The organism is Serinicoccus profundi, from assembly GCF_008001015.1.
Lineage (GTDB): Bacteria > Actinomycetota > Actinomycetes > Actinomycetales > Dermatophilaceae > Ornithinicoccus > Ornithinicoccus profundi.
In genome coordinates this window covers 2,361,442-2,378,969 of the sequence record NZ_CP042862.1, presented here as the reverse complement: position 1 = coordinate 2,378,969, position 17,528 = coordinate 2,361,442, and the positions used below count along the sequence as shown (strand labels likewise).

The following is a 17,528-nucleotide window of genomic DNA, read 5'->3' as shown; positions in this document are numbered from 1 at the left end:
GCGCGGCGTGTCGGGCAGGGTGGCTGTCCACAGGCAGGGTCGTGCGGGGACGGCGCTCAGGTCGTGGTGGAGGGGCCTTCGCGTCCGGAGTCGCCCTCGGTCAACAGGCGTTCGATGTCCTCGTCGGTGACCGTGAGGTCTGCGGAGAGGGCACCGTGCCGCTCGACGAAGCCCAGGGGGTCGTCCAGGTCGGCGCCGGTAGGAGCGATGTCCGGGTGGCCCCAGGCCTCGTCGCGGGCGTCGCGCCCGTGCGCGGACTCCAGCGCCGCCCAGAGGTTCGCCGCATCGCGCAGCCGCCGCGGACGCAGCTCCAGGCCGACGAGGGAGGCGAAGGTCCGCTCCGCCGGTCCGCCGGTCGCCCGACGCCGGCGGACCGCCTCGGCCAAGGCCTCAGCGTGCGGCAGGTGCTTGTCCACGGCCTGGGCCGCCACGACGTCGACCCACCCCTCGACGAGGGCGAGCAAGGTCTCGAGCCGGGTGAGCGCGGCCTGCTGGGCCGCGCTCGGCTCGGCCGAGAAAAGGTTGTCGCCCAGCGCGTCCTGCATGGCCTCGGGGTTCTGCGGGTCCACCTGACGGACGGCCTCCTCGATGCCCTCGGTGTTGATCCGGATGTCGCGGGCATACTCCTCGACCGCGGTGAGCAGCTGTGGTCCCAGCCACGGCACACCGGCGAACAGGCGGACACGCGCCGCCTCGCGCACGGCGAGATAGAGGTGGACCTCCCCGCCGTCCACCTCGAGACCGTCGGCGAAGTCCGCGACGTTGGCGGGCAGGATGGCGACGCTCTCCTCGCCCAGGATGGGCAGCCCGACCTCGGTGCCGGAGAGCACCTCGCCCGCCAACGTGCCCACCGCCTGCCCGACCTGGCCGCCGAACATGCTGGCCGACATCCGGCGCACCATCGGCGCCATCTGGCTCATCATGGCGGCCGGGTTCATCCCGGGCGGCAGACCGGGGATGGGCGGTGCACCCTCCTCACCCAGCTGGCCGAGCTGCTGCTCCATGGCCGAGGTCATCGCCGCCTGCAGGCCCTCGGCCACGGGCGTGGTCAGCTGCTCCCAGAGGGGGAGGGTCCGCTCGACCCACTCCGACCGGCTGAGGGCCAGGGCGCCGCCGTCGGGACGCGGGAGGTCGGTGACCTGGTCCAGCCACAGCGTGGCGACCTGCACGACCTGCTCCACGTCGCGGCGGGTGGCCTCGCCGATGCTGGAGTCGCCGGCCGCGGAGACGGCCTGGCGCGCCACATCACGGGCCAGCTCGGAGTTCACCGGGCCATCGCCCCCGCTGCCACCCATGAGCATCTCGAGCTGGGAGCGCATCTGCGCGACCTGGTCGGGGCCGAGGTCGGCCAGGCCCATCGAGCTGAGGGTCTCTCGCAGCTCGGGCGGGACGGGCCCACCGAACAACGCCTCGAGCGGGTCGGGCTCGTCACGGCGCTCCGGGTTCTCCTGATCTGACACGGTCCTCGTCCTTCTCCTTCGGGGATGCCGACGACCCAGCCTGTCACGCGGCGGTGCGCCACGCCGACCCATGGTCGCCGTCGAGCCTTGCCTCCTGTCAACACCGGCACCGGCCGCAGAGTTCCCTGACGGGTCGGTCCAGGGTGGGTCAGGGGACGGTCAGGACGATGCGGCATGATGACGCGGTGACCGAGGACCAGACGATCGTCGCCGGGGTGCGGGACGAACCCCTGTCCGTCGATGAGGCTCTGCAGGCGGTGCGGCACCCGCAGGCCGGGGCGGTGACCATCTTCGTCGGGATCGTCCGCGACCACGACGGTGGACGTGCCGGGGTGACCCGCCTCGACTACTCCGCCCATCCGGAGGCGGCCGAGCGGCTGACGGCACTCGTCACCTCGGTGGCCGAGGGGGCGCAGATCCACGGCGTGTATGCCGTGCACCGGGTCGGTGAGCTGACGGTCGGTGACCTGGCGGTCGTCTGCGCGGTCTCGGCCGAGCACCGCGCCGAGGCCTTCGACGCCGGCCGCAGGCTCATCGAGGAGCTCAAGAGCGGCATACCGATCTGGAAGCGGCAGGAGTTCGACGGCCAGGAGCACGAGTGGGTGGGCCTGTGAGCGACCAGGTGGAGACTGCACCGGCCGGGCGACCGGCTCAGCCGCCGCACACCCGTGTCGGGTGGACATCCGCTGCCCTGCTGCTCGTCGTGGCCGCCGGGGTGCTCACCGGCAGCCTGCTCAACCTCATCACCGTGCAACGGGTGATCTATCTCCCGGGCCCGGTCTACGACACCCTCGGGAAGATCGACGGCGCCGACGTCGTGAGCGTCGATGAGGAGCTCGAGAGCTACGACGACACCGACGGCCACCTCTACTTCACGACGATCCGCCTCGACGGGGGGCCAGGTGACTCGGTCTCGGCCTGGGACGCGCTGCGGGCGATGATCGACCCCTCGACCACGGTAGTGCCGCGTGAGGAGGTCTTCCCCGAGGACGTCACCGCGGACCAGGTGCGGGAGCAGAACACCGAGCTCATGCAGCACTCCCAGGACGACGCGGCTGTCGTCGCCCTGCGCGCCCAGGGCGTGCAGATCGAGGAGAGCGTGCTGGTGGCCCAGGTCATCGCCGATGCTCCGGCCGACGGGGTGCTGGAGGTGGAGGACGAGATCGTGCGCGTCGCCGGGGAGGCGGTGAGCGACACCGCCGCGGTCCGTGAGCAGATCCAGGGCGTCGACCCGGGGGAGCAGGTCCCGGTCACGGTCCTGCGGGCGGGCGAGGAGATCGAGCTCGACGTGCCGACCCGCCTCGATGAGGAGACCGGGCGCACCATCGTCGGCGTCTACCTCGCACCGGTCTACGACAACCCCTACGAGGTGACGATCGACGCCGGCAACGTGGGCGGGCCGAGCGCGGGCCTCATGTTCTCGCTCGCCGTCTACGACGAGATCACCCCGGGGGCGCTGACCGGGGGCCGCTCGATCGCGGGCACCGGGACCATCACCGGCGCCGGTGACGTCGGGGGGATCGGCGGGATCACGCAGAAGATGTATGCCGCCCGCGAGGCCGGCGCCGAGGTCTTCTTCGCGCCGAGCGACAACTGCACGGAGGTCGTCGACAGCGACCCGCGCGGGATCACCGTCGTCCCGGTGACGACCTTCGACGACGCCCTGCAGACCATCGAGGAGCTCGAGGGGTCACCGCAGGAGTCGGCCGACGAGCTCTCGCTGCCCACCTGCCAGGAGTACCTCGCGGACGACGCGGAGCAGACGGGCTGAGCTACTCCGCGTCCTCGGCGAGGGTGGCGGCGAGCGCGTGGGTCAGCCCCGGCGCGATGTCCTGCCCGACGGCGACCGCGTCGTCCTCGTCGAAGTCCCGCTGGCGCAGCAGGCAGGTCCGCGTCCCGTCCCGCAGGCACGCCGCCAGCAGCCGGACGTCCTTGCGGGCCGGGTGGGCCATCAACGCATCGGTCGCCTCACGACGGCCGTCGGGCAGGTCGCGCTCCGCCTCGGGGGGGACGACGATGCGCTCGACAGCGAGGGCCACGCCCTCGACGTCAGGAGGCCAGGCCATCCGGCCCAGCAGCGACTCCAGGTCGGCGGTCGGGGGCAGGCGGTCCTGCTCGACCGCGGTGAAGCCGTCGTCCTCGGGGTCGTTCAGCTGACCCACGAGGGTGGGTTCGCGATCCCGCAGCAGCCGTGTGCGGACCAGCGCGAAGAGGCGCGGCGGCTGGTCCCAGCCGCCGCGGGCGACGTGCTTCTCGGTGTCGACGGCAGCCCGCAGGAGCGGGTCCGGTCGGCGGGCGTCGGCGGTGTCGGTGGCATGAGGGTCGGTGGTGGACACGCTGCCATGGTCGCATCCGGGTCGCCGTCGGGACGCACGCCCACGGCAGTTACGCTGGCACGGTGAGCGAGCGCGAGCCTGAGCCCGGCCCGGACCCCGACGAGAGCGGCGGTGGGGGCGCCGCTGCGGGTGGTCCGGCCGGTCAGGGTGTCCCTCGGGGACGCCCCGCTGGTGGCGGCGGTCGTGGTGGGGGCGGTGGCCGCACGCCCCGTCCGTCCGGCCGCGGCCGCGGAGGCCTTCCTCGGGGCAGGGTCCTGCCGACCGTGCTCGTGGTCCTGGCCCTGCTCAGCCTCATCGGGTGGGGCGCCAACTTGTGGACCGACCTGCTGTGGTTCGAGTCCGTCGGGTTCCGGCAGGTCTTGGTCACCCGGCTGGTCACCCAGGTCGGTCTCTTCCTGCTCGCCGCGATCCTCACCTCGCTCATCGTGTGGTCGGGTCTGTGGCTGGCGTGGCGGCACCGCCCCATCTACGCCCCCTCCACCCCGGAGCAGGCGTCGCTCGACCGCTACCGCAGCGCCCTGGACCCGGTGCGCCGACTGGTCTTCATCGCCGTCCCCGTCGTGCTCGGCCTGTTCGCCGGCACGGCCGCAGCGGCCCAGTGGCAGACCGTGCTGCTCTTCCTGCACCGCCGGCCGTTCGGCGAGGTCGACCCCCACCACCAGATCGACGTCGGCTTCTTCGTCTTCAGCCTGCCGTTCTGGCAGCTGGTCATCTCCTTCGGCACGCTGGTGCTGGGGCTCAGCCTCATCGGTGCCCTGCTCACGCACTACATCTACGGCGGCATCCAGCTGCAGGGCGGGGCGCAGGGGCAGCGCACGACGACGGCCGCGCGGATCCACCTCGCGGTGCTGCTCGGGCTCATCCTCGTTGTGCGTGCCGCCGGCTACTGGATCGAGCGCTACACGCTGTCGATGACGCAGCACGAGCGCATCACCGGTATGACGTACACCGACGTCAACGCACTGCTCCCGACCCGCAGCATCCTGGCGATCGCCGCGCTGCTGTGCGCCGCCTTCTTCATCTCCACGATCTGGACCCGCTCCTGGCGGCTGCCGGTGGTGAGCCTGGCCGGCCTGCTCGTCGTCGCCCTGGTGCTCGGGGGTGCCTACCCCTCGTTGGTCCAGCAGTTCCGGGTGCGGCCCTCGGAGGCCCAGCTGGAGGCGCCCTTCATCCAGCGCGCGATCGACTCCACCCTCCAGGCCTACAACCTGGAGGGCGCGGAGATGACGGACTACGACGCCGAGACCGAGGCGGCCCCCGGCCAGCTGCGCAGCGACGCCGACACCATCCCCGGCATCCGCATCGTCGACCCCTCCGTGGTCTCGCCGACCTTCCGGCAGCTGCAGGGTGTCCGCAACTACTACCAGTTCCCCGAGGCGCTCGACGTCGACCGGTACCAGGTCGACGGAGAGACCGTCGACACGGTCATCGCCGTGCGCGAGCTCAACCTCGACGGCATCTCCGAGGGGCAGCGCAACTGGGTCAACGACCACACGGTCTACACCCACGGGTTCGGTGTCGTCGCCGGCTACGGCAACCGTCGTTCGGAGGAGGGCGAGCCGATCTTCTACGAGCGCAACATCCCTCCGGTCGGGGGGCTGGGGGACTACGAGCCGCGGATCTACTTCGGTGAGTCCTCCCCGCAGTACTCCATCGTCGGGGCCCCCGAGGACCAGGCTCCGCGTGAGCTCGACTACCCCGCCAGCGGCCAGGACACCGGCGAGGTGCGCAACACCTACAGCGGTGGCGGTGGGGTGGCCATGGGCAACGTCGCGCGCCGGGCGGCCTACGCCATCAAGTACCGCCAGATCGAGATCATGCTCTCGGACTCGGTCAACAGCGAGTCCCGCATGCTCGACTACCGCAAGCCGCGCGACCGCGTCGAGCGGGTCGCCCCGTGGCTGCGGCTGGACGGCAACCCCTACCCCGCGGTGGTCGACGGTCGGGTCAAGTGGATCGTCGACGGCTACACCGTCACCGACCGCTACCCCTACAGCCAGATGGAGGAGCTGGGGGAGGTCACCGCCGACTCGCTGCAGACCGCCTCCAACGTCGCCTCCATCGGCGGCGGGCAGGTCAACTACATCCGCAACTCGGTCAAGGCCACCGTGGACGCCTATGACGGGTCGGTCGAGCTGTATGCCTGGGACGAGGAGGACCCCCTGCTCCAGGCCTGGTCGGCGGCCTTCGACAACAGCATCCGGCCGCTCTCGGAGATCGACGGCGAGCTCATGGAGCACCTGCGCTACCCCGAGGACCTCTTCAAGGTCCAGCGCGAGATCCTGTCGCGCTACCACGTGCAGGATGCCGGGTCCTTCTTCACCGGCCAGGACTTCTGGGCGGTCTCCGAGGACCCGAGCGTGGGCGGGGAGAACCCGCCGGACATGCCGCCGCACTACCTCTCGGTCGCGATGCCAGGCCAGGAGGACCCGACCTTCAGCCTCACGACGACCTACATCCCTCGAGGCAACCAGCGGCAGAACCTCACGGGTTACCTCGCCGTGGACGCCGACGCGGGCAGCGAGTCGGGGGAGCGCCGGGAGGGCTACGGCCAGATGCGGATGCTCGTGCTCCCGCGTGACACGACCGTGCGCGGCCCCGGGCAGTTCCAGAACGACATCAACTCCTCGGATGCCAACTCCGAGGCCTTCAGCCAGACGCTGTCGCAGTTCCTCAACCTCAACAGCAGCGAGGACTCCACGGTGCGGCTGGGCAACCTGCTGACCCTGCCGGTGGGCGGTGGGCTGCTCTACGTCGAGCCGGTCTACGTCCAGGCCCAGGGCAACAACGCCTACCCGCTGCAGCGCATCGTCGTGGTGGCCTTCGGCAACGACCTCGCCTGGTCGGACACCCTCGACGGGGCCCTCGACGAGCTCTTCGGCGGCGACTCCGGGGCGACGGCCGGCGATGCCGGCGACTCCGGGCCCACCGAGGGTGACCCCGGCGGCGAGGGCGACGGCGGCGAGACCGGTGGCGGCACCGGGTCCGGCGACGTGGACGCTGACGCCCTGGCGCAGGCGCTGGCCGACATCCAGGCCGCCTACGACGAGGGCCAGGCTGCCCTCGCCGAGAGCGACTGGGAGGCCTACGGCCAGGCCCAGGAGCGGCTCCGCGAGGCCATCGACCGCGCGGTCGAGGCCGATCCCTCCGGTGGGTCGGTCAGCGTCGACGGCGACGACACCGACGAGGCCACGCAGACGGCGGAGCCCTGATCCGGCCTGGACGACGAGGTGGAGAACCGCGATTTGGTGAGTGCTTCCCCATCACGTAAAGTAGTGCTCACCACGACGCGGGGTGGAGCAGTTCGGTAGCTCGCCGGGCTCATAACCCGGAGGTCGCAGGTTCAAATCCTGCCCCCGCTACGCATCGCGTCGAGCGCGCACGAAGGCCCGGACCATCACGGTCCGGGCCTTCGTCGTCCTCAGGCGACCTCGCTGCTGGTCCCGCTGGTCGCGCGGCATAGGGTGACGCTCCTATGCCTCTAGCCCTCCCGGTCGCCTCCCGCACCCTCGCCAACGGCTTGCGCGTCGTCGTCAGCGAGGATCACGCGGTGCCCAGCGTGAGCATCAACCTCTGGGTGGACGTGGGCTCGCGTCACGAGGAGCACGGGCGCACCGGCCTGGCCCACCTCTTCGAGCACCTGATGTTCCAGGGCAGCGAGCTCGTCACGGAGGGGGAGCACATGGCCGCCCTCATGGCACGGGGAGGCCGCGCCAATGCCACCACCTCCTTCGACCGCACGGCATACGTCCAGTCGGTCCCCAGCAACGTCCTGGAGCTGGCGCTGTGGATGGAGGCCGACCGCCAGGGTCACCTCCTGCCGGCGCTCACCCAGGACAACCTCGACAACCAGCGGGACGTCGTCGTGGAGGAGAAGCGGCAGCGTTACGACACCGTGCCCTACGGCACCGCGTTCGCCCGGGTGGGGGAGCTGGTCTTCCCGGAGGGGCACCCCTACCGCCACCCCACGATCGGCTCCATGGAGGACCTGAGGGCGGCGACCCTGGAGGACGCGCACGCCTTCTACCGCGCGCACTACGGCCCCCGGACGAGCGTGCTGACCCTGGTGGGGGATGTCGCCGAGCAGGAGGCCTTCCAGCTGGCCGATCGCTACTTCGGCCATCTCGAGGACGCCACCGTGCCGCGCCCCCCGCCGGGTAGGCCGCTGCCCCCTCTGCCCTCCGCGGTCCGTGAGGTGGTCGTGGCCGGGGCGCAGATCCCCTCCGAGCGGCTCTATCTCGCCGCCCGGCTGCCGGCCGTCACCGACCCGGACTTCGTCGCCTGCGCGCTGGCCCTCGACGCCCTGGCCTCGCTGACCATCTCGCGCGTGCACGAGCGCCTGCTCCGGGAGGCCGAGCTCGTCAGCGGCGCCTCGGCCAGCGCTCTGGGGCTGCGTGACGGCACCTCGCTCGGGCTGCTCGTCGTCGACGTCACCGAGGGGGTCGACCCGCGTGTCGTCGAGCAGCGGCTCGCGGACATCCTCCAGGAGTTCGCCACCACCGGTCCCCGGGCCGTGGAGCTGGAGGCGTCGCGGGCGGACACCGAACGCGCCTGGCTCGAGGCATTGGCCGGCTACGACGAGCGGGCCGACCTGCTCAGCCGCGCCACCCTGCTCTTCGACGACCCCGACCAGGTCAACCGCTACGTCGACCAGGTCCTGTCGGTCACGGCCGAGCAGGTGCGCCAGGCGGCCGCCCGCCACCTCGTGCCCGAGGTCATGGCCACGTTGGTCTACCGCTGGGAGGAGGAGGCATGAGCGGCCCCGCACGCGTGCGCCGACGCCCCGAGGTGGGGCAACCACCGGTCTGGCACTTCCCGGAGCCGGTCCACGCGCAGCTGCCGAACGGTCTGCAGGCGCTGCTCGTCGACCTTCCTGGCCAGCATGTCCTGTCCCTGCGGGTGTCCCTCGTCGCCCCCGTCGCCCGGGAGCGGCCCGGCACCGAGGGATCCACGCTCATGATGGCGCGCTGCCTGGACGAGGGGACACGGTCGCGCACCTCGACCGAGCTCGCCGAGCTGCTCGAGCGGCACGGGATCGCCTTCGGCGCCGGGGCCGGGGAGCGCGGGATGCACCTCGGGCTCGAGGTCACCGGCCGTCACCTCGGGGTCGCGCTCGACCTCCTCGTCGAGCTCCTGGGGGAGCCGACCTTCCCCGAGACCGAGGTGGCGCGCCTGGTGCGACACCGGGCCACGGACATCGCCCACGAGCTCGCGGACCCCACCGGGCGGGCCCACCGCGAGCTGCGCCAGGCCTACTTCGATGCCGCCGAGCGCGCCCGCCTGCCGCTGGGCGGAACCGCCACCACGGTCGCCGCCCTGACCCCGGAGGTGCTGCGCGAGCGTCACGCCACGCTCTCGCCCGGCGGTGGCGTGGTCGTGCTCACCGGAGACCTCTCGACGCTCGAGGATCCGGTGGGTCTGCTGTCGAGCACGGTGGGCTCGTGGGAGGGCGCCGACGGCACGGTGCCGGGTGGCGAGCGGCGTCCGGCAGGGCGGGCCGCGGACGCCGGGCAGGTGCTCATCGTGCCGAGGCCGGGCGCCGCGCAGACCGAGCTGCTGCTGGGCCGGCCCGGCCCGGACCGGCGGACGCCGCACGGGTGGGGCACCTACCAGGCGCTGGCGATGCTCTTCGGTGGCGCCCCGCACGCCCGCCTGGACCGTGTGCTGCGCGAGGAGCGCGGCTACACCTACGGCATGCGGCTCGGATTCCGACCGCGTCAGGTCGGCGGCCAGTGCGTCGTCGGTGGCGCGGTGCGTGCCGACGCCACCGTGCCGGCCCTGCGGGAGACGCTCCGCATCCTCGACACCCCAGGTGCGGAGCTGGCGGAGCAGGAGGTCAGGGAGGCGGCCGACTTCGTGGCGATGACCGCGCCCGGCCGGTACCTCACCGCGGACAGCGTCGCCGACGAGCTGGTCTCGTTGGCCAGCGACGGACTCGATCCGGGCACGGTGACGCGGACCCTGCAGCAGGTGCGGGAGCTCACGCCTGCCCAGGCGGCGCAGGCGTGGGAGGAGGTCCGGACCGGCCCGGCGTGGACCGTGGTCCTCGTGGGCGACCCGGAGCAGGTCCAGGAACTGCAGGACGCGGACGACCTCGGCCCGGTGCGTGTGGTCGACCCGGAGGTCAGCCCTCGGCCGCTGCCGCCTGACCCAGAGTCATGAGGACCTCCTCGTGCACGAGCCCGTTGGTGGCCAGGACCGGGTGAGCAGCGCCCTGCGGGGCCAGCGGTGAGGCGGCCGGTGCCCCGCTGAGGTCGGTGACGGTGCCGCCCGCCTCCCGCAGCAGGGGCACCAGGGTCGCCAGCTGGTACTGGTCGCTCCAGGCCGAGAGGGCGATGTCGGCGGCTCCCTCAGCGACGAGGGCGTGGCTCCAGAACTCGCCGTAGGCGCGGGTGCGCCAGACTCGGTCGGTTAGCGCGGCGAACCCGGCGCCGCGGTCGCCGTGCAGCCACCCGGCGACGTCGTCGGTCGACACCGAGGCGTGGGAGAGCACACCGGTCCGGGACACCTCGATGCGGCGGGCCCGGGAGAGGGTCCTGCCGGTCCAGGCGCCCGATCCCACCCCCGCCCACCACCGGCGCGCGAGGTGCGGTGCGGACACGAGGCCCAGCACCGGCTCGTCCTCGACGACGAGGGAGATGAGCGTCGCCCAGACCGGCACCCCGCGGACGTAGTTGGCGGCGCCGTCGATCGCGTCGACCACCCACCGCCGGGCGCCGTGCCCGGTGGGGTCCAGGGTGCGCCCCTCCACCCGGTCGCGAGGCCGGGTCCGGTGGAGCTGGTGCCTCAGCAGCTCCTCGAGCCTCGTCGCCGCAGGGGTGGTGAGCGCGCCGTCCGGACCGACCTGCACCTCCTCCTGCAGGGAGCCGAAGAGCTCGAGAGAGGTGCGCTCGACCGCGTCAGCGAGGACGTGGGCGAGTCTCAGGTCGTCGTCGTAGCCAGGCACCCGCTCACCGTAGCCGCTGGTCAGCGCTCAGCCGTGCTCCTCGCCGGTGCGGCTGCGCAGCAGCCGGCGCAGCGACTCCAGGCGGGCGGGCCCGGCGGGACCGGCATGCCCCTGCTCGACCCAGGCGTCGAGCGCGCACTCGGGCTCGTCGTGGCTGCACCCGCGCGGGCAGCCGGCCGTGCCCGCGGCGAGATCCTCGAAGTGCTGGACGAAGGTCGCCGGGTCGACGTGCCCGAGGCCGAAGGACCGCACCCCCGGGGTGTCGACGACCCACCCGCCCTCGGCCAGCTCGAGCGCGATCGCGGAGGTGGAGGTATGCCGCCCGCGCCCGGTGACCGCGTTGACCACGCCGGTCGCGCGGGCCGCGTGGGGCACGAGGGCGTTGACCAGGGTCGACTTGCCGACACCGGAGTGGCCGACGAGCACGCTCGTGCGGCCCTGCAGCGCCTCCCGGACCCGCTCGAGGTCGTCGGCGTCGACGGTGAGGCGCTCGCCGTCGACGACGCTGGCGGTGACGACGGCCGGCACGTCGAGGGCGGTGTAGTGCTGGAGGAACTCGGCCGGGGAGGCGAGGTCGGCCTTGGTGAGGACCAGGAGGGGGTCCAGACCGGCGTCGTAGGCGGCGACCAGGCACCGGTCGACCATCCGCGCCCGGGGCTCGGGGTCGGCGAGGGCGGTGACGATGACGAGCTGGTCGGCGTTGGCGACGATGACGCGCTCCACCGTGTCGGAGTCGTCGGCGCTGCGGCGCAGCACGGTCCGCCGCTCCTCCACCCGCACGATGCGGGCCAGCGTGTCCGCTCGCCCCGAGGTGTCGCCCACCATCCCCACCCGGTCGCCGACGACGATGCGGGCGCGGCCCAGCTCCCGGGCCCGCATGGCGATGACCGAGCGGTCGTCCACCCGGGTGGTGTAGCGCCCCCGGTCGACGGTCGTCACGACGCCGAGGACGGCGTCCTCGTGGGCGGGCCGCTCCTTGGTCCGGGGGCGGGAGCCCTTGCGCGAGGCGCGGACGCGGACGTCGGACTCGTCGAGGTGGTCGTAGCGGCCGCTCACGGGTGCCCCGTCGGTGAGGCCGACGCCTGGGTCGGGGCGGCGCTGCGCACCGCCTCCTCCCACGCCAGGTCGAAGCCGGGGAAGGTCTTGCCGGCGGTCGCGACGTCCTCGACCTCCAGGCCCGGGACGGCGACGCCCAGGACGGCGCCGAACATCGCCATCCGGTGGTCGTGGTAGGTCCGGACGGGGGCGCCGACCAGCGGTCGGGGCTCGATCGCCAGGCCGTCCGGCAGCTCTCGCGCCCCGGCGCCCAGCCGGGTGAGCTCGGTGACGAGCGCCGCGAGGCGGTCGGTCTCGTGCCCGCGCAGGTGCCCGACCCCGCGCAGCCGGCTGGGGGAGTCGGCCAGGGCGCACAGCGCGGCGATGACCGGGGTGAGCTCACCGACCTCCGACAGGTCGAGGTCCACCCCCCGCAACCGACCGTCCGGGGCCCCGGACGCCAGCAGCCCCGCGGCGGTGAGGTCGGTGCGTGCCCCCATCGCCGCGAGCACCTCACGCATCCGCTCACCCGGCTGGGTCGTCGTCTCCGGCCAGTCCGCGACGAGCACCCGGCCACCGGTCGCGGCGGCCAGCGCGAGGAAGGGCGCCGCCGAGGAGAGGTCGGGCTCGACGGTGACGTCAACGGCGCGCACCGGCCCCGGGTGCACCAGCCAGCTGGTGGCGTCCGGCCGGTCGACCCGCACCCCGACCGAGGCCAGGACGTCCAGGGTCATCTCGATGTGCGGCAGGCTCGGCAGCGTGGGGCCCGTGTGCTCCAGCCGCAGGCCGCGGGGGTATGCCGCTGCGGCGAGCAGGAGGGCAGAGACGAACTGCGAGCTGGCCGAGGCGTCGATGCCCACGTGGGGGGGCTCGGCACCGGAGGTCGCGGGGAGGGGTCCGAGCACCTCGAAGGGCAGGGTGCCCCGGCCCTCCTCACGGACCGTCACGCCGACGTCGCCCAGGGCCTGGAGCAGGGGGCCGACCGGCCTGGACCGGGCGCTCGGGTGTCCGTCGAAGCGCACCGGGCCGTCGGCGAGCGCCGCCACCGGCGGCACGAAACGCATGACCGTGCCGGCCTGGCCGCAGTCGATGTCGATGCCCCCGCGCAGCCGACCGGCCGGCGGGCTGACCACCCAGACGGCCGGATCCTCGTCGTCCACCTCGGCACCCAGAGCCCGCAGCGCGCCCACCATCCGCTCGCTGTCGTCCGAGCGCAAGGGGTGGCGCAGGACGCTGGTCCCCTCGGCGAGCAGGGCGAGCACGAGCCAGCGGTTGGTCAGCGACTTGCTCCCGGGCACCCTCACCCGGGCGTCGATCGGGCTGTCGGCACGGGGCGCGGCCCAGGGCCGGGCGTCGGTCATGGCAGATGGCTCCTCGTCGTGGTCTGCGGTCAAACCTAGCGGCTGCGTCGGCCAGCCGGGCCTGCGGTGCTACCGTTCCGGCATCGGTCGGTGGGTCGCCGTCCCTCCTGATGCACCCGGATGGTCCAGCCCGACCCGTCCCCGGCCGGCGGACCTGCCCGACGCTCACCCTGGCCGGACGAGGCCGAAGGACTGCCCGAGATGACTCGCTCCCCGGTGTCGAACCGTCGTGCCGCCTTGGGTGCAGCAGGCGTGCTGTCCGCGGTGCTGCTGTTCGCCGTCACGATGGCGGCCGCGCTCCATACCAGCGGGACGACCTTCGTCTGGTCGGTCAACATGATCAGCGACCTGGGCGACGGGGCGTGCCGCTCTCGGGACGGGCGGTGGATCTGCTCGCCCGGCGCAGCGGCCTTCAACGTGGGGCTGCTACTGACCGGGGTGCTGCTGGGCGCAGCGGCACTCTTTCTCACCGCCCGGTGGGGCCGATGGCTCTCCGGCAGCGTGGCGGTGATGGGACTGGGCCTGGTCATCGCCGCCGTGTTCCCCGCAGGGGACACCGGGGCCCTGCACCTGACCGGCGTGATCCTGGCCCTGGTGGTGCCGGCCGGTGGCCTCCTGCTGTCGGCCGTGCGGCCCGAGACGGCCTGGCTGGAGCGTGGGCGTCTGCCCCGGGGCGCGCTGGCGGCGGTGGCCCTCGTCTTCTGCGCGGAGAACCGCGTGCCCCCGGCACTGGTGCAGGAGGGGACCGGGCAGATCATCATCGTCTGCTGCCTGCTCCTCGCCCTGGTCGTGGAGTCGGTGCAGGTCCTGGTCCGCAGCTCGGGCTGAGCCGCTCTCACGGGACGTCCGGTCAGCCGGTGAGCCGACGAAAGCGTGGCCACAGGGTGCGCCAGTCCGAGACGGGACCCTCGCAGTGGAACACCGGCACGTCCACGAGCTGGGGGTGGACCACCGGGCTCGTCTCCAGGGTCCCGGCCGGACTGCAGCTGTCGAAGGCGTCACGCTGGCGCACCGCGTCCTCGCCGACGAGCAGCACCAGGTCGCTCGAGGGAGGACCCAGGTCCCACAGCGCGTTGTGCCCGGAGTGCACCGACGCCCGGTCCGAGGGGGTGCCGTAGCGGTGCACGGCACCGGCCAGGGCGTAGGTGTCGACCACGACGTCCTCGCCGGGCCTGCGCAGCGAGGAGATCTGCTGTGCCAGTCCGGGCCATCCCACCTGGTCGCGGATGGTGGGGTTGACCCGCGACAGGGTGGACAGCCAGGGCTCCCCGGGCGGCAGGAGCGGCAGGCAGACCAGGCACGCGACGAGCCCGTTGGTAGCGACCACCGCAGACCTCCTGCGCGGGCTCCACCGCGCGACCACCCCCGACGTCACCCAGCCCACGGCCAGGGCCGGCAGAAGGACGCCGACCGGGTAGTAGGGCTGGGAGGGGTTGGCGAGGGTCCAGAGCAGCACGACTGCGGCGGTCGGGAGCAGGAAGCGTCCCGGACGGTCCTCGCGCCACGGCGCGATCAGGGCACCCACCCAGACGAGCAGCAGCGGAGGTCCGACGAACAGCGCCAGCGCGGGGAGCAGGGCGAGGCGGACGAGATCACCCTGCTGGTCGACCAGGCCGCTGGACACCTGGCTCATGGGTAGGCCGTGGGCGAGCTGCAGCAGGACCTGGGGAGCCCCGAGCAGCACGAAGACCAGGGAGCCCAGGAGCGCGTCCCGGGTGAGCAGGACGCTGCGGCAAGTCAGCAGCAGCCCGACGAGCAGGGCCGACGCGAGGACGACGACCAGCAGCTTGTTCCAGCAGGCCAGCCCGGCGACGGTCCCGGCCCAGAGCAGTCCGTGCGGGTGACCTACGGTCGCGCGCAGGACGCACAGGATGACGACCTGCCAGGCCAGCAGGTCGATGCTCGAGGTGGTGAACAGGTGACCCATGATGAGCGGGTAGACGGTGAAGGCGTGCGCCCACCCCGCCAGGCGCTGGACCTGCTCACCGGCCCCGAGCGTGCGGGGGTAGAGGGTGGCCACGAGGGCCCCGACCACGGCGACCGCGACGCCGGGTAGGCGCTGCACCCACAGGGCGTCGCTGAACCGGCCCAGGACCCAGGTGATCCAGACGGTCAGCGGAGGCTGGTCCTCGTACCACCACCGGGGCGGCAGCATCCCGAAGTAGAGCTCGTCCCAGTGGGGCCCGTAGCGAGGTGCGGCGATGAGCAGCACCAATGCCACAGCCACCATGGGAGGCCACGCCACCCGAAGCGGGCTGGGCTGGCCGTCGCCTCCAGCACTGGATCTCACCGGTGCTCCGTGGGGGACAGCCACTCCTCGACCTGTCGGACGGCGAGCCCGCACCCGTCCTCACCCTCGACCCTGCGCGCGAGGTCGACGGCTCGGTGTCGCAGGGGTGCCGACAGGGCCTCCTCAAGAGCCCCCTCCAGCCACCGGGGGAGGCCATCGCGCGGGGGACGGGGCGGGGCGCCACCCCCAGGACGTGCAGTCGACGGCCCCAGTAGAACTGGTCGGCGAAGTGCGGAACGACGACCGACGGCGTACCTGCCCGGACGGCGGCACCCGTCGTGCCGGCGCCGCCGTGGTGAACGACGGCCCGCACCCGCCCGAACAGCTCGTCGTGGGGTTCCTGCGAGATGGCCAGCAGGTGCGGGTGGCGGCGGGTGTCCGCTCCCGCGACCTGCACGAGGGCGTGAACCCCGAGCCGGGCGCAGACCTCCTCCAGACGGCCCACCAGGGCGTCTGGGTCGGCCTGGTGCATCGATCCGAAGCCGACGTAGATCCACTCGCGACCGTCGTCGAGGGCCTCGGCCACGGGTGCCGAGAGCGCCCGCGAGGGTCCGCGCGCCGTCCACCACCCGGTCACGGTGCCGTCCGTGGGGCTGCCGGGCACGAGCTCCGGGCTGAAGGCGTAGAGCGAGCCGTGGGTGGAGGCGGTCAGCGTCACCGGGTGGTGGGCGACCAGGTGGAGCCGACCACGACGCCAGCCGCCGTGCACGCCGCCCAGGTAGTGCTCGACGCGGCGCAGCCCGCGTCGGGCGAGGCGCCGCCCAGGCCCGGGGATCCACCACGAATAGGGCAGCAGGGGCATGGGACCCCGCAGGTCGGGATACTCGGGCCACATGTGTGCCCGCACGACCGGCACGGACCGCTCCAAGGCCTCGTGCACGGCGGCGATGGCGAAGGTGGACGCGACGAGGACGTCCGCGCCGTCCAGGGCCACCCGTGCGGGTCGGTACGCGGAGTCGACGAAGTCAGCGAAGAGCTGCCTGGTGCGGCTCAGCTGTCGTGGGCTCCCGCGTCGGACGGCGCGAGCCGCGGGTCCGGCCAGCAGCTCCCCGGGGTCGCTCCCCACCTCGACCACGCTCAGGCCGGGGGCGAGCTCGTCGACCAGCGTCCCGTGCGTGACGAGGGTGACGTCGTGCCCCTCGGTCGCGAACCGTCTGGCCAGGTGGGTGAAGGGCAGGACGTCACCCCTGCTCCCGATGGCGGCCACCACGACCCTCATCAGGGGGTCACCCGCCGATCACTTCTCCGGTCGCAGGATCGACCACCCCCACCAGATCGGTGCGCGGCAAGGGTTGCACGAGTCCCTCTCCGTTGGACGCGGCGTTGCCGACGGCGCGGCTCACGGGCCACGCCGTGAAGCGGCCCGCCACATGAGCAGCCCCGAGCAGCGACCGGACGTCGTCGGCGTCGGTGAGCCGCGGATCCAACCAGTCGTCCCACTGCTCCGGCTCGAGGGCCAGGGGCTGGCGCTCATGGATGCGCTCGAGGCCAGGCTCAGCGGCAGTGGTGAGGATCGTGTAGGACACGAGCCACGTGTCCTCCCCGCCGGCCTGCGGGCTCGGCTCCGGGCTCTTCCAGAACGCGTAGAGCCCCGCCAGGGCCAGGGGCACGTCATCGGCCCGGGTGACGTAGAACGGCTGCTTGCGGGGCTTGCCCTTGGCGTCGGTCGCGACCGGGCTGACCTGCCACTCGTACCACCCGCTGATGGGCACGAGGCAGCGGCGCGAGAGGGCGGCACGGGCGAAGGCCGGCTTGTCGAGCACCGTCTCCTGACGGGCGTTGATCATCCGCGTCCCGACCGAGGGGTCCTTGGCCCACGACGGCACGAGGCCCCAGGTGAGCAGGCGGAGCTGGCGTACCGCGGCGTGCTCCTCGCCGTTCTCGCCCTTCTCGTCGTCCTCGGCGCTCCGGCGGGGCGCGCGGGTGAGCACCACCGGCGCCTGCTTGCTCGGGGCGACGTTGTAGTCGGGCTCTCCCGGGGCCGGCTGCTGAGGGTTCTTGAGCACGCTCATCGACCGCTCGGCCGTGGCGTCGAGCTCCACGTCGTAGGCCTCGACGAGCTCGTCCGGGTGGGCGCTCGCGGCATACCGTCCGCACATC

General features: G+C 73.1%; 13 protein-coding genes, 1 tRNA gene and 1 pseudogene. 7 read left to right on the top strand and 8 right to left on the bottom strand.

Annotated features, from left to right (window positions below; genetic code table 11):
* Positions 1–56: 56 nt before the first annotated feature.
* A complete protein-coding gene (locus FA582_RS10995) occupies positions 57–1,460 on the bottom strand; it encodes a zinc-dependent metalloprotease (protein ID WP_010147929.1) in 1,404 nt (467 codons plus the stop codon).
* A 185-nt stretch (positions 1,461–1,645) separates the two neighbouring features.
* Between FA582_RS10995 and FA582_RS10990 the strand changes: the two genes are divergently transcribed.
* Positions 1,646–2,074 (top strand): molybdenum cofactor biosynthesis protein MoaE, encoded by a 429-nt coding sequence (locus FA582_RS10990; protein WP_029541069.1) that lies wholly within the window; start codon positions 1,646–1,648, stop codon positions 2,072–2,074.
* A complete protein-coding gene (locus FA582_RS10985) occupies positions 2,071–3,231 on the top strand; it encodes a YlbL family protein (protein ID WP_010147927.1) in 1,161 nt (386 codons plus the stop codon). Before FA582_RS10990 ends, FA582_RS10985 begins: the two co-directional genes overlap by 4 nt.
* 1 nt (position 3,232) lies before the next feature.
* On the opposite strand, the gene FA582_RS10980 is transcribed toward FA582_RS10985, so the two are convergent.
* A complete protein-coding gene (locus FA582_RS10980; protein ID WP_010147926.1) occupies positions 3,233–3,796 on the bottom strand; it encodes a PPA1309 family protein in 564 nt (187 codons plus the stop codon).
* A gap of 263 nt (positions 3,797–4,059) precedes the next feature.
* Between FA582_RS10980 and FA582_RS10975 the strand changes: the two genes are divergently transcribed.
* From FA582_RS10975 to FA582_RS10960, 4 genes are all read left to right on the top strand, one after another.
* Positions 4,060–7,008: a UPF0182 family membrane protein gene (locus tag FA582_RS10975; RefSeq protein WP_010147925.1), complete on the top strand. Its 2,949-nt coding sequence runs from the start codon at positions 4,060–4,062 to the stop codon at positions 7,006–7,008.
* A gap of 76 nt (positions 7,009–7,084) precedes the next feature.
* Positions 7,085–7,158, top strand: a tRNA-Met gene (locus FA582_RS10970).
* A gap of 113 nt (positions 7,159–7,271) precedes the next feature.
* Positions 7,272–8,552, top strand: a complete 1,281-nt coding sequence (locus tag FA582_RS10965; protein ID WP_010147924.1) for a M16 family metallopeptidase — start codon at positions 7,272–7,274, stop codon at positions 8,550–8,552.
* A complete protein-coding gene (locus FA582_RS10960; protein WP_010147923.1) occupies positions 8,549–9,958 on the top strand; it encodes a M16 family metallopeptidase in 1,410 nt (469 codons plus the stop codon). Before FA582_RS10965 ends, FA582_RS10960 begins: the two co-directional genes overlap by 4 nt.
* Here FA582_RS10960 and FA582_RS10955 read toward each other — a convergent pair.
* Genes FA582_RS10955 through aroA form a run of 3 tightly spaced genes read right to left on the bottom strand, consistent with a single transcriptional unit; the run spans position 9,921 to position 13,138 of the window.
* A complete protein-coding gene (locus FA582_RS10955) occupies positions 9,921–10,742 on the bottom strand; it encodes an inositol monophosphatase family protein (RefSeq protein WP_010147922.1) in 822 nt (273 codons plus the stop codon). The two genes, FA582_RS10960 and FA582_RS10955, sit on opposite strands and share 38 nt — an antisense overlap.
* 27 nt (positions 10,743–10,769) lie before the next feature.
* Positions 10,770–11,798 (bottom strand): ribosome small subunit-dependent GTPase A, encoded by a 1,029-nt coding sequence (rsgA, locus tag FA582_RS10950; protein WP_029541066.1) that lies wholly within the window; start codon positions 11,796–11,798, stop codon positions 10,770–10,772.
* Positions 11,795–13,138 carry a 3-phosphoshikimate 1-carboxyvinyltransferase gene (gene aroA, locus FA582_RS10945; protein ID WP_010147920.1) on the bottom strand — a complete coding sequence of 448 codons (1,344 nt, stop codon included), beginning with the start codon at positions 13,136–13,138 and terminating at the stop codon, positions 11,795–11,797. The genes rsgA and aroA overlap by 4 nt, the downstream gene beginning before the upstream one ends.
* A 201-nt stretch (positions 13,139–13,339) precedes the next feature.
* Here aroA and FA582_RS10940 point away from each other — a divergent pair, with 201 nt between their 5' ends.
* A complete protein-coding gene (locus FA582_RS10940) occupies positions 13,340–13,966 on the top strand; it encodes a DUF998 domain-containing protein (RefSeq protein WP_158640871.1) in 627 nt (208 codons plus the stop codon).
* Between the two features lie 22 nt (positions 13,967–13,988).
* Here FA582_RS10940 and FA582_RS17185 read toward each other — a convergent pair whose 3' ends face one another.
* The 3 genes and pseudogenes from FA582_RS17185 to FA582_RS10925 form a co-directional block, all read right to left on the bottom strand.
* The gene (locus tag FA582_RS17185; protein WP_237707521.1) at positions 13,989–15,359 is read right to left on the bottom strand and encodes a glycosyltransferase family 39 protein; all 1,371 of its coding nucleotides are present in this window, start codon (positions 15,357–15,359) and stop codon (positions 13,989–13,991) included.
* A 262-nt stretch (positions 15,360–15,621) separates the two neighbouring features.
* Positions 15,622–16,647: pseudogene (locus FA582_RS17735) on the bottom strand (glycosyltransferase); the annotation flags it as partial.
* Between the two features lie 7 nt (positions 16,648–16,654).
* Positions 16,655–17,527, bottom strand: coding sequence for an SOS response-associated peptidase (locus FA582_RS10925; protein ID WP_010147915.1), 873 nt, complete (start codon positions 17,525–17,527; stop codon positions 16,655–16,657).
* Position 17,528: the final 1 nt, after the last annotated feature.

Bases quoted from the DNA above. Each gene is read 5' to 3' on its own strand.
- FA582_RS10925 (WP_010147915.1), bottom strand. From the start codon at position 17,527: ATGTGCGGACGGTATGCCGCGAGCGCCCACCCGGACGAGCTCGTCGAG.
- FA582_RS10960 (WP_010147923.1), top strand. From the start codon at position 8,549: ATGAGCGGCCCCGCACGCGTGCGCCGACGCCCCGAGGTGGGGCAACCA.
- FA582_RS10965 (WP_010147924.1), top strand. From the start codon at position 7,272: ATGCCTCTAGCCCTCCCGGTCGCCTCCCGCACCCTCGCCAACGGCTTG.
- FA582_RS10940 (WP_158640871.1), top strand. From the start codon at position 13,340: ATGACTCGCTCCCCGGTGTCGAACCGTCGTGCCGCCTTGGGTGCAGCA.
- aroA (WP_010147920.1), bottom strand. From the start codon at position 13,138: ATGACCGACGCCCGGCCCTGGGCCGCGCCCCGTGCCGACAGCCCGATC.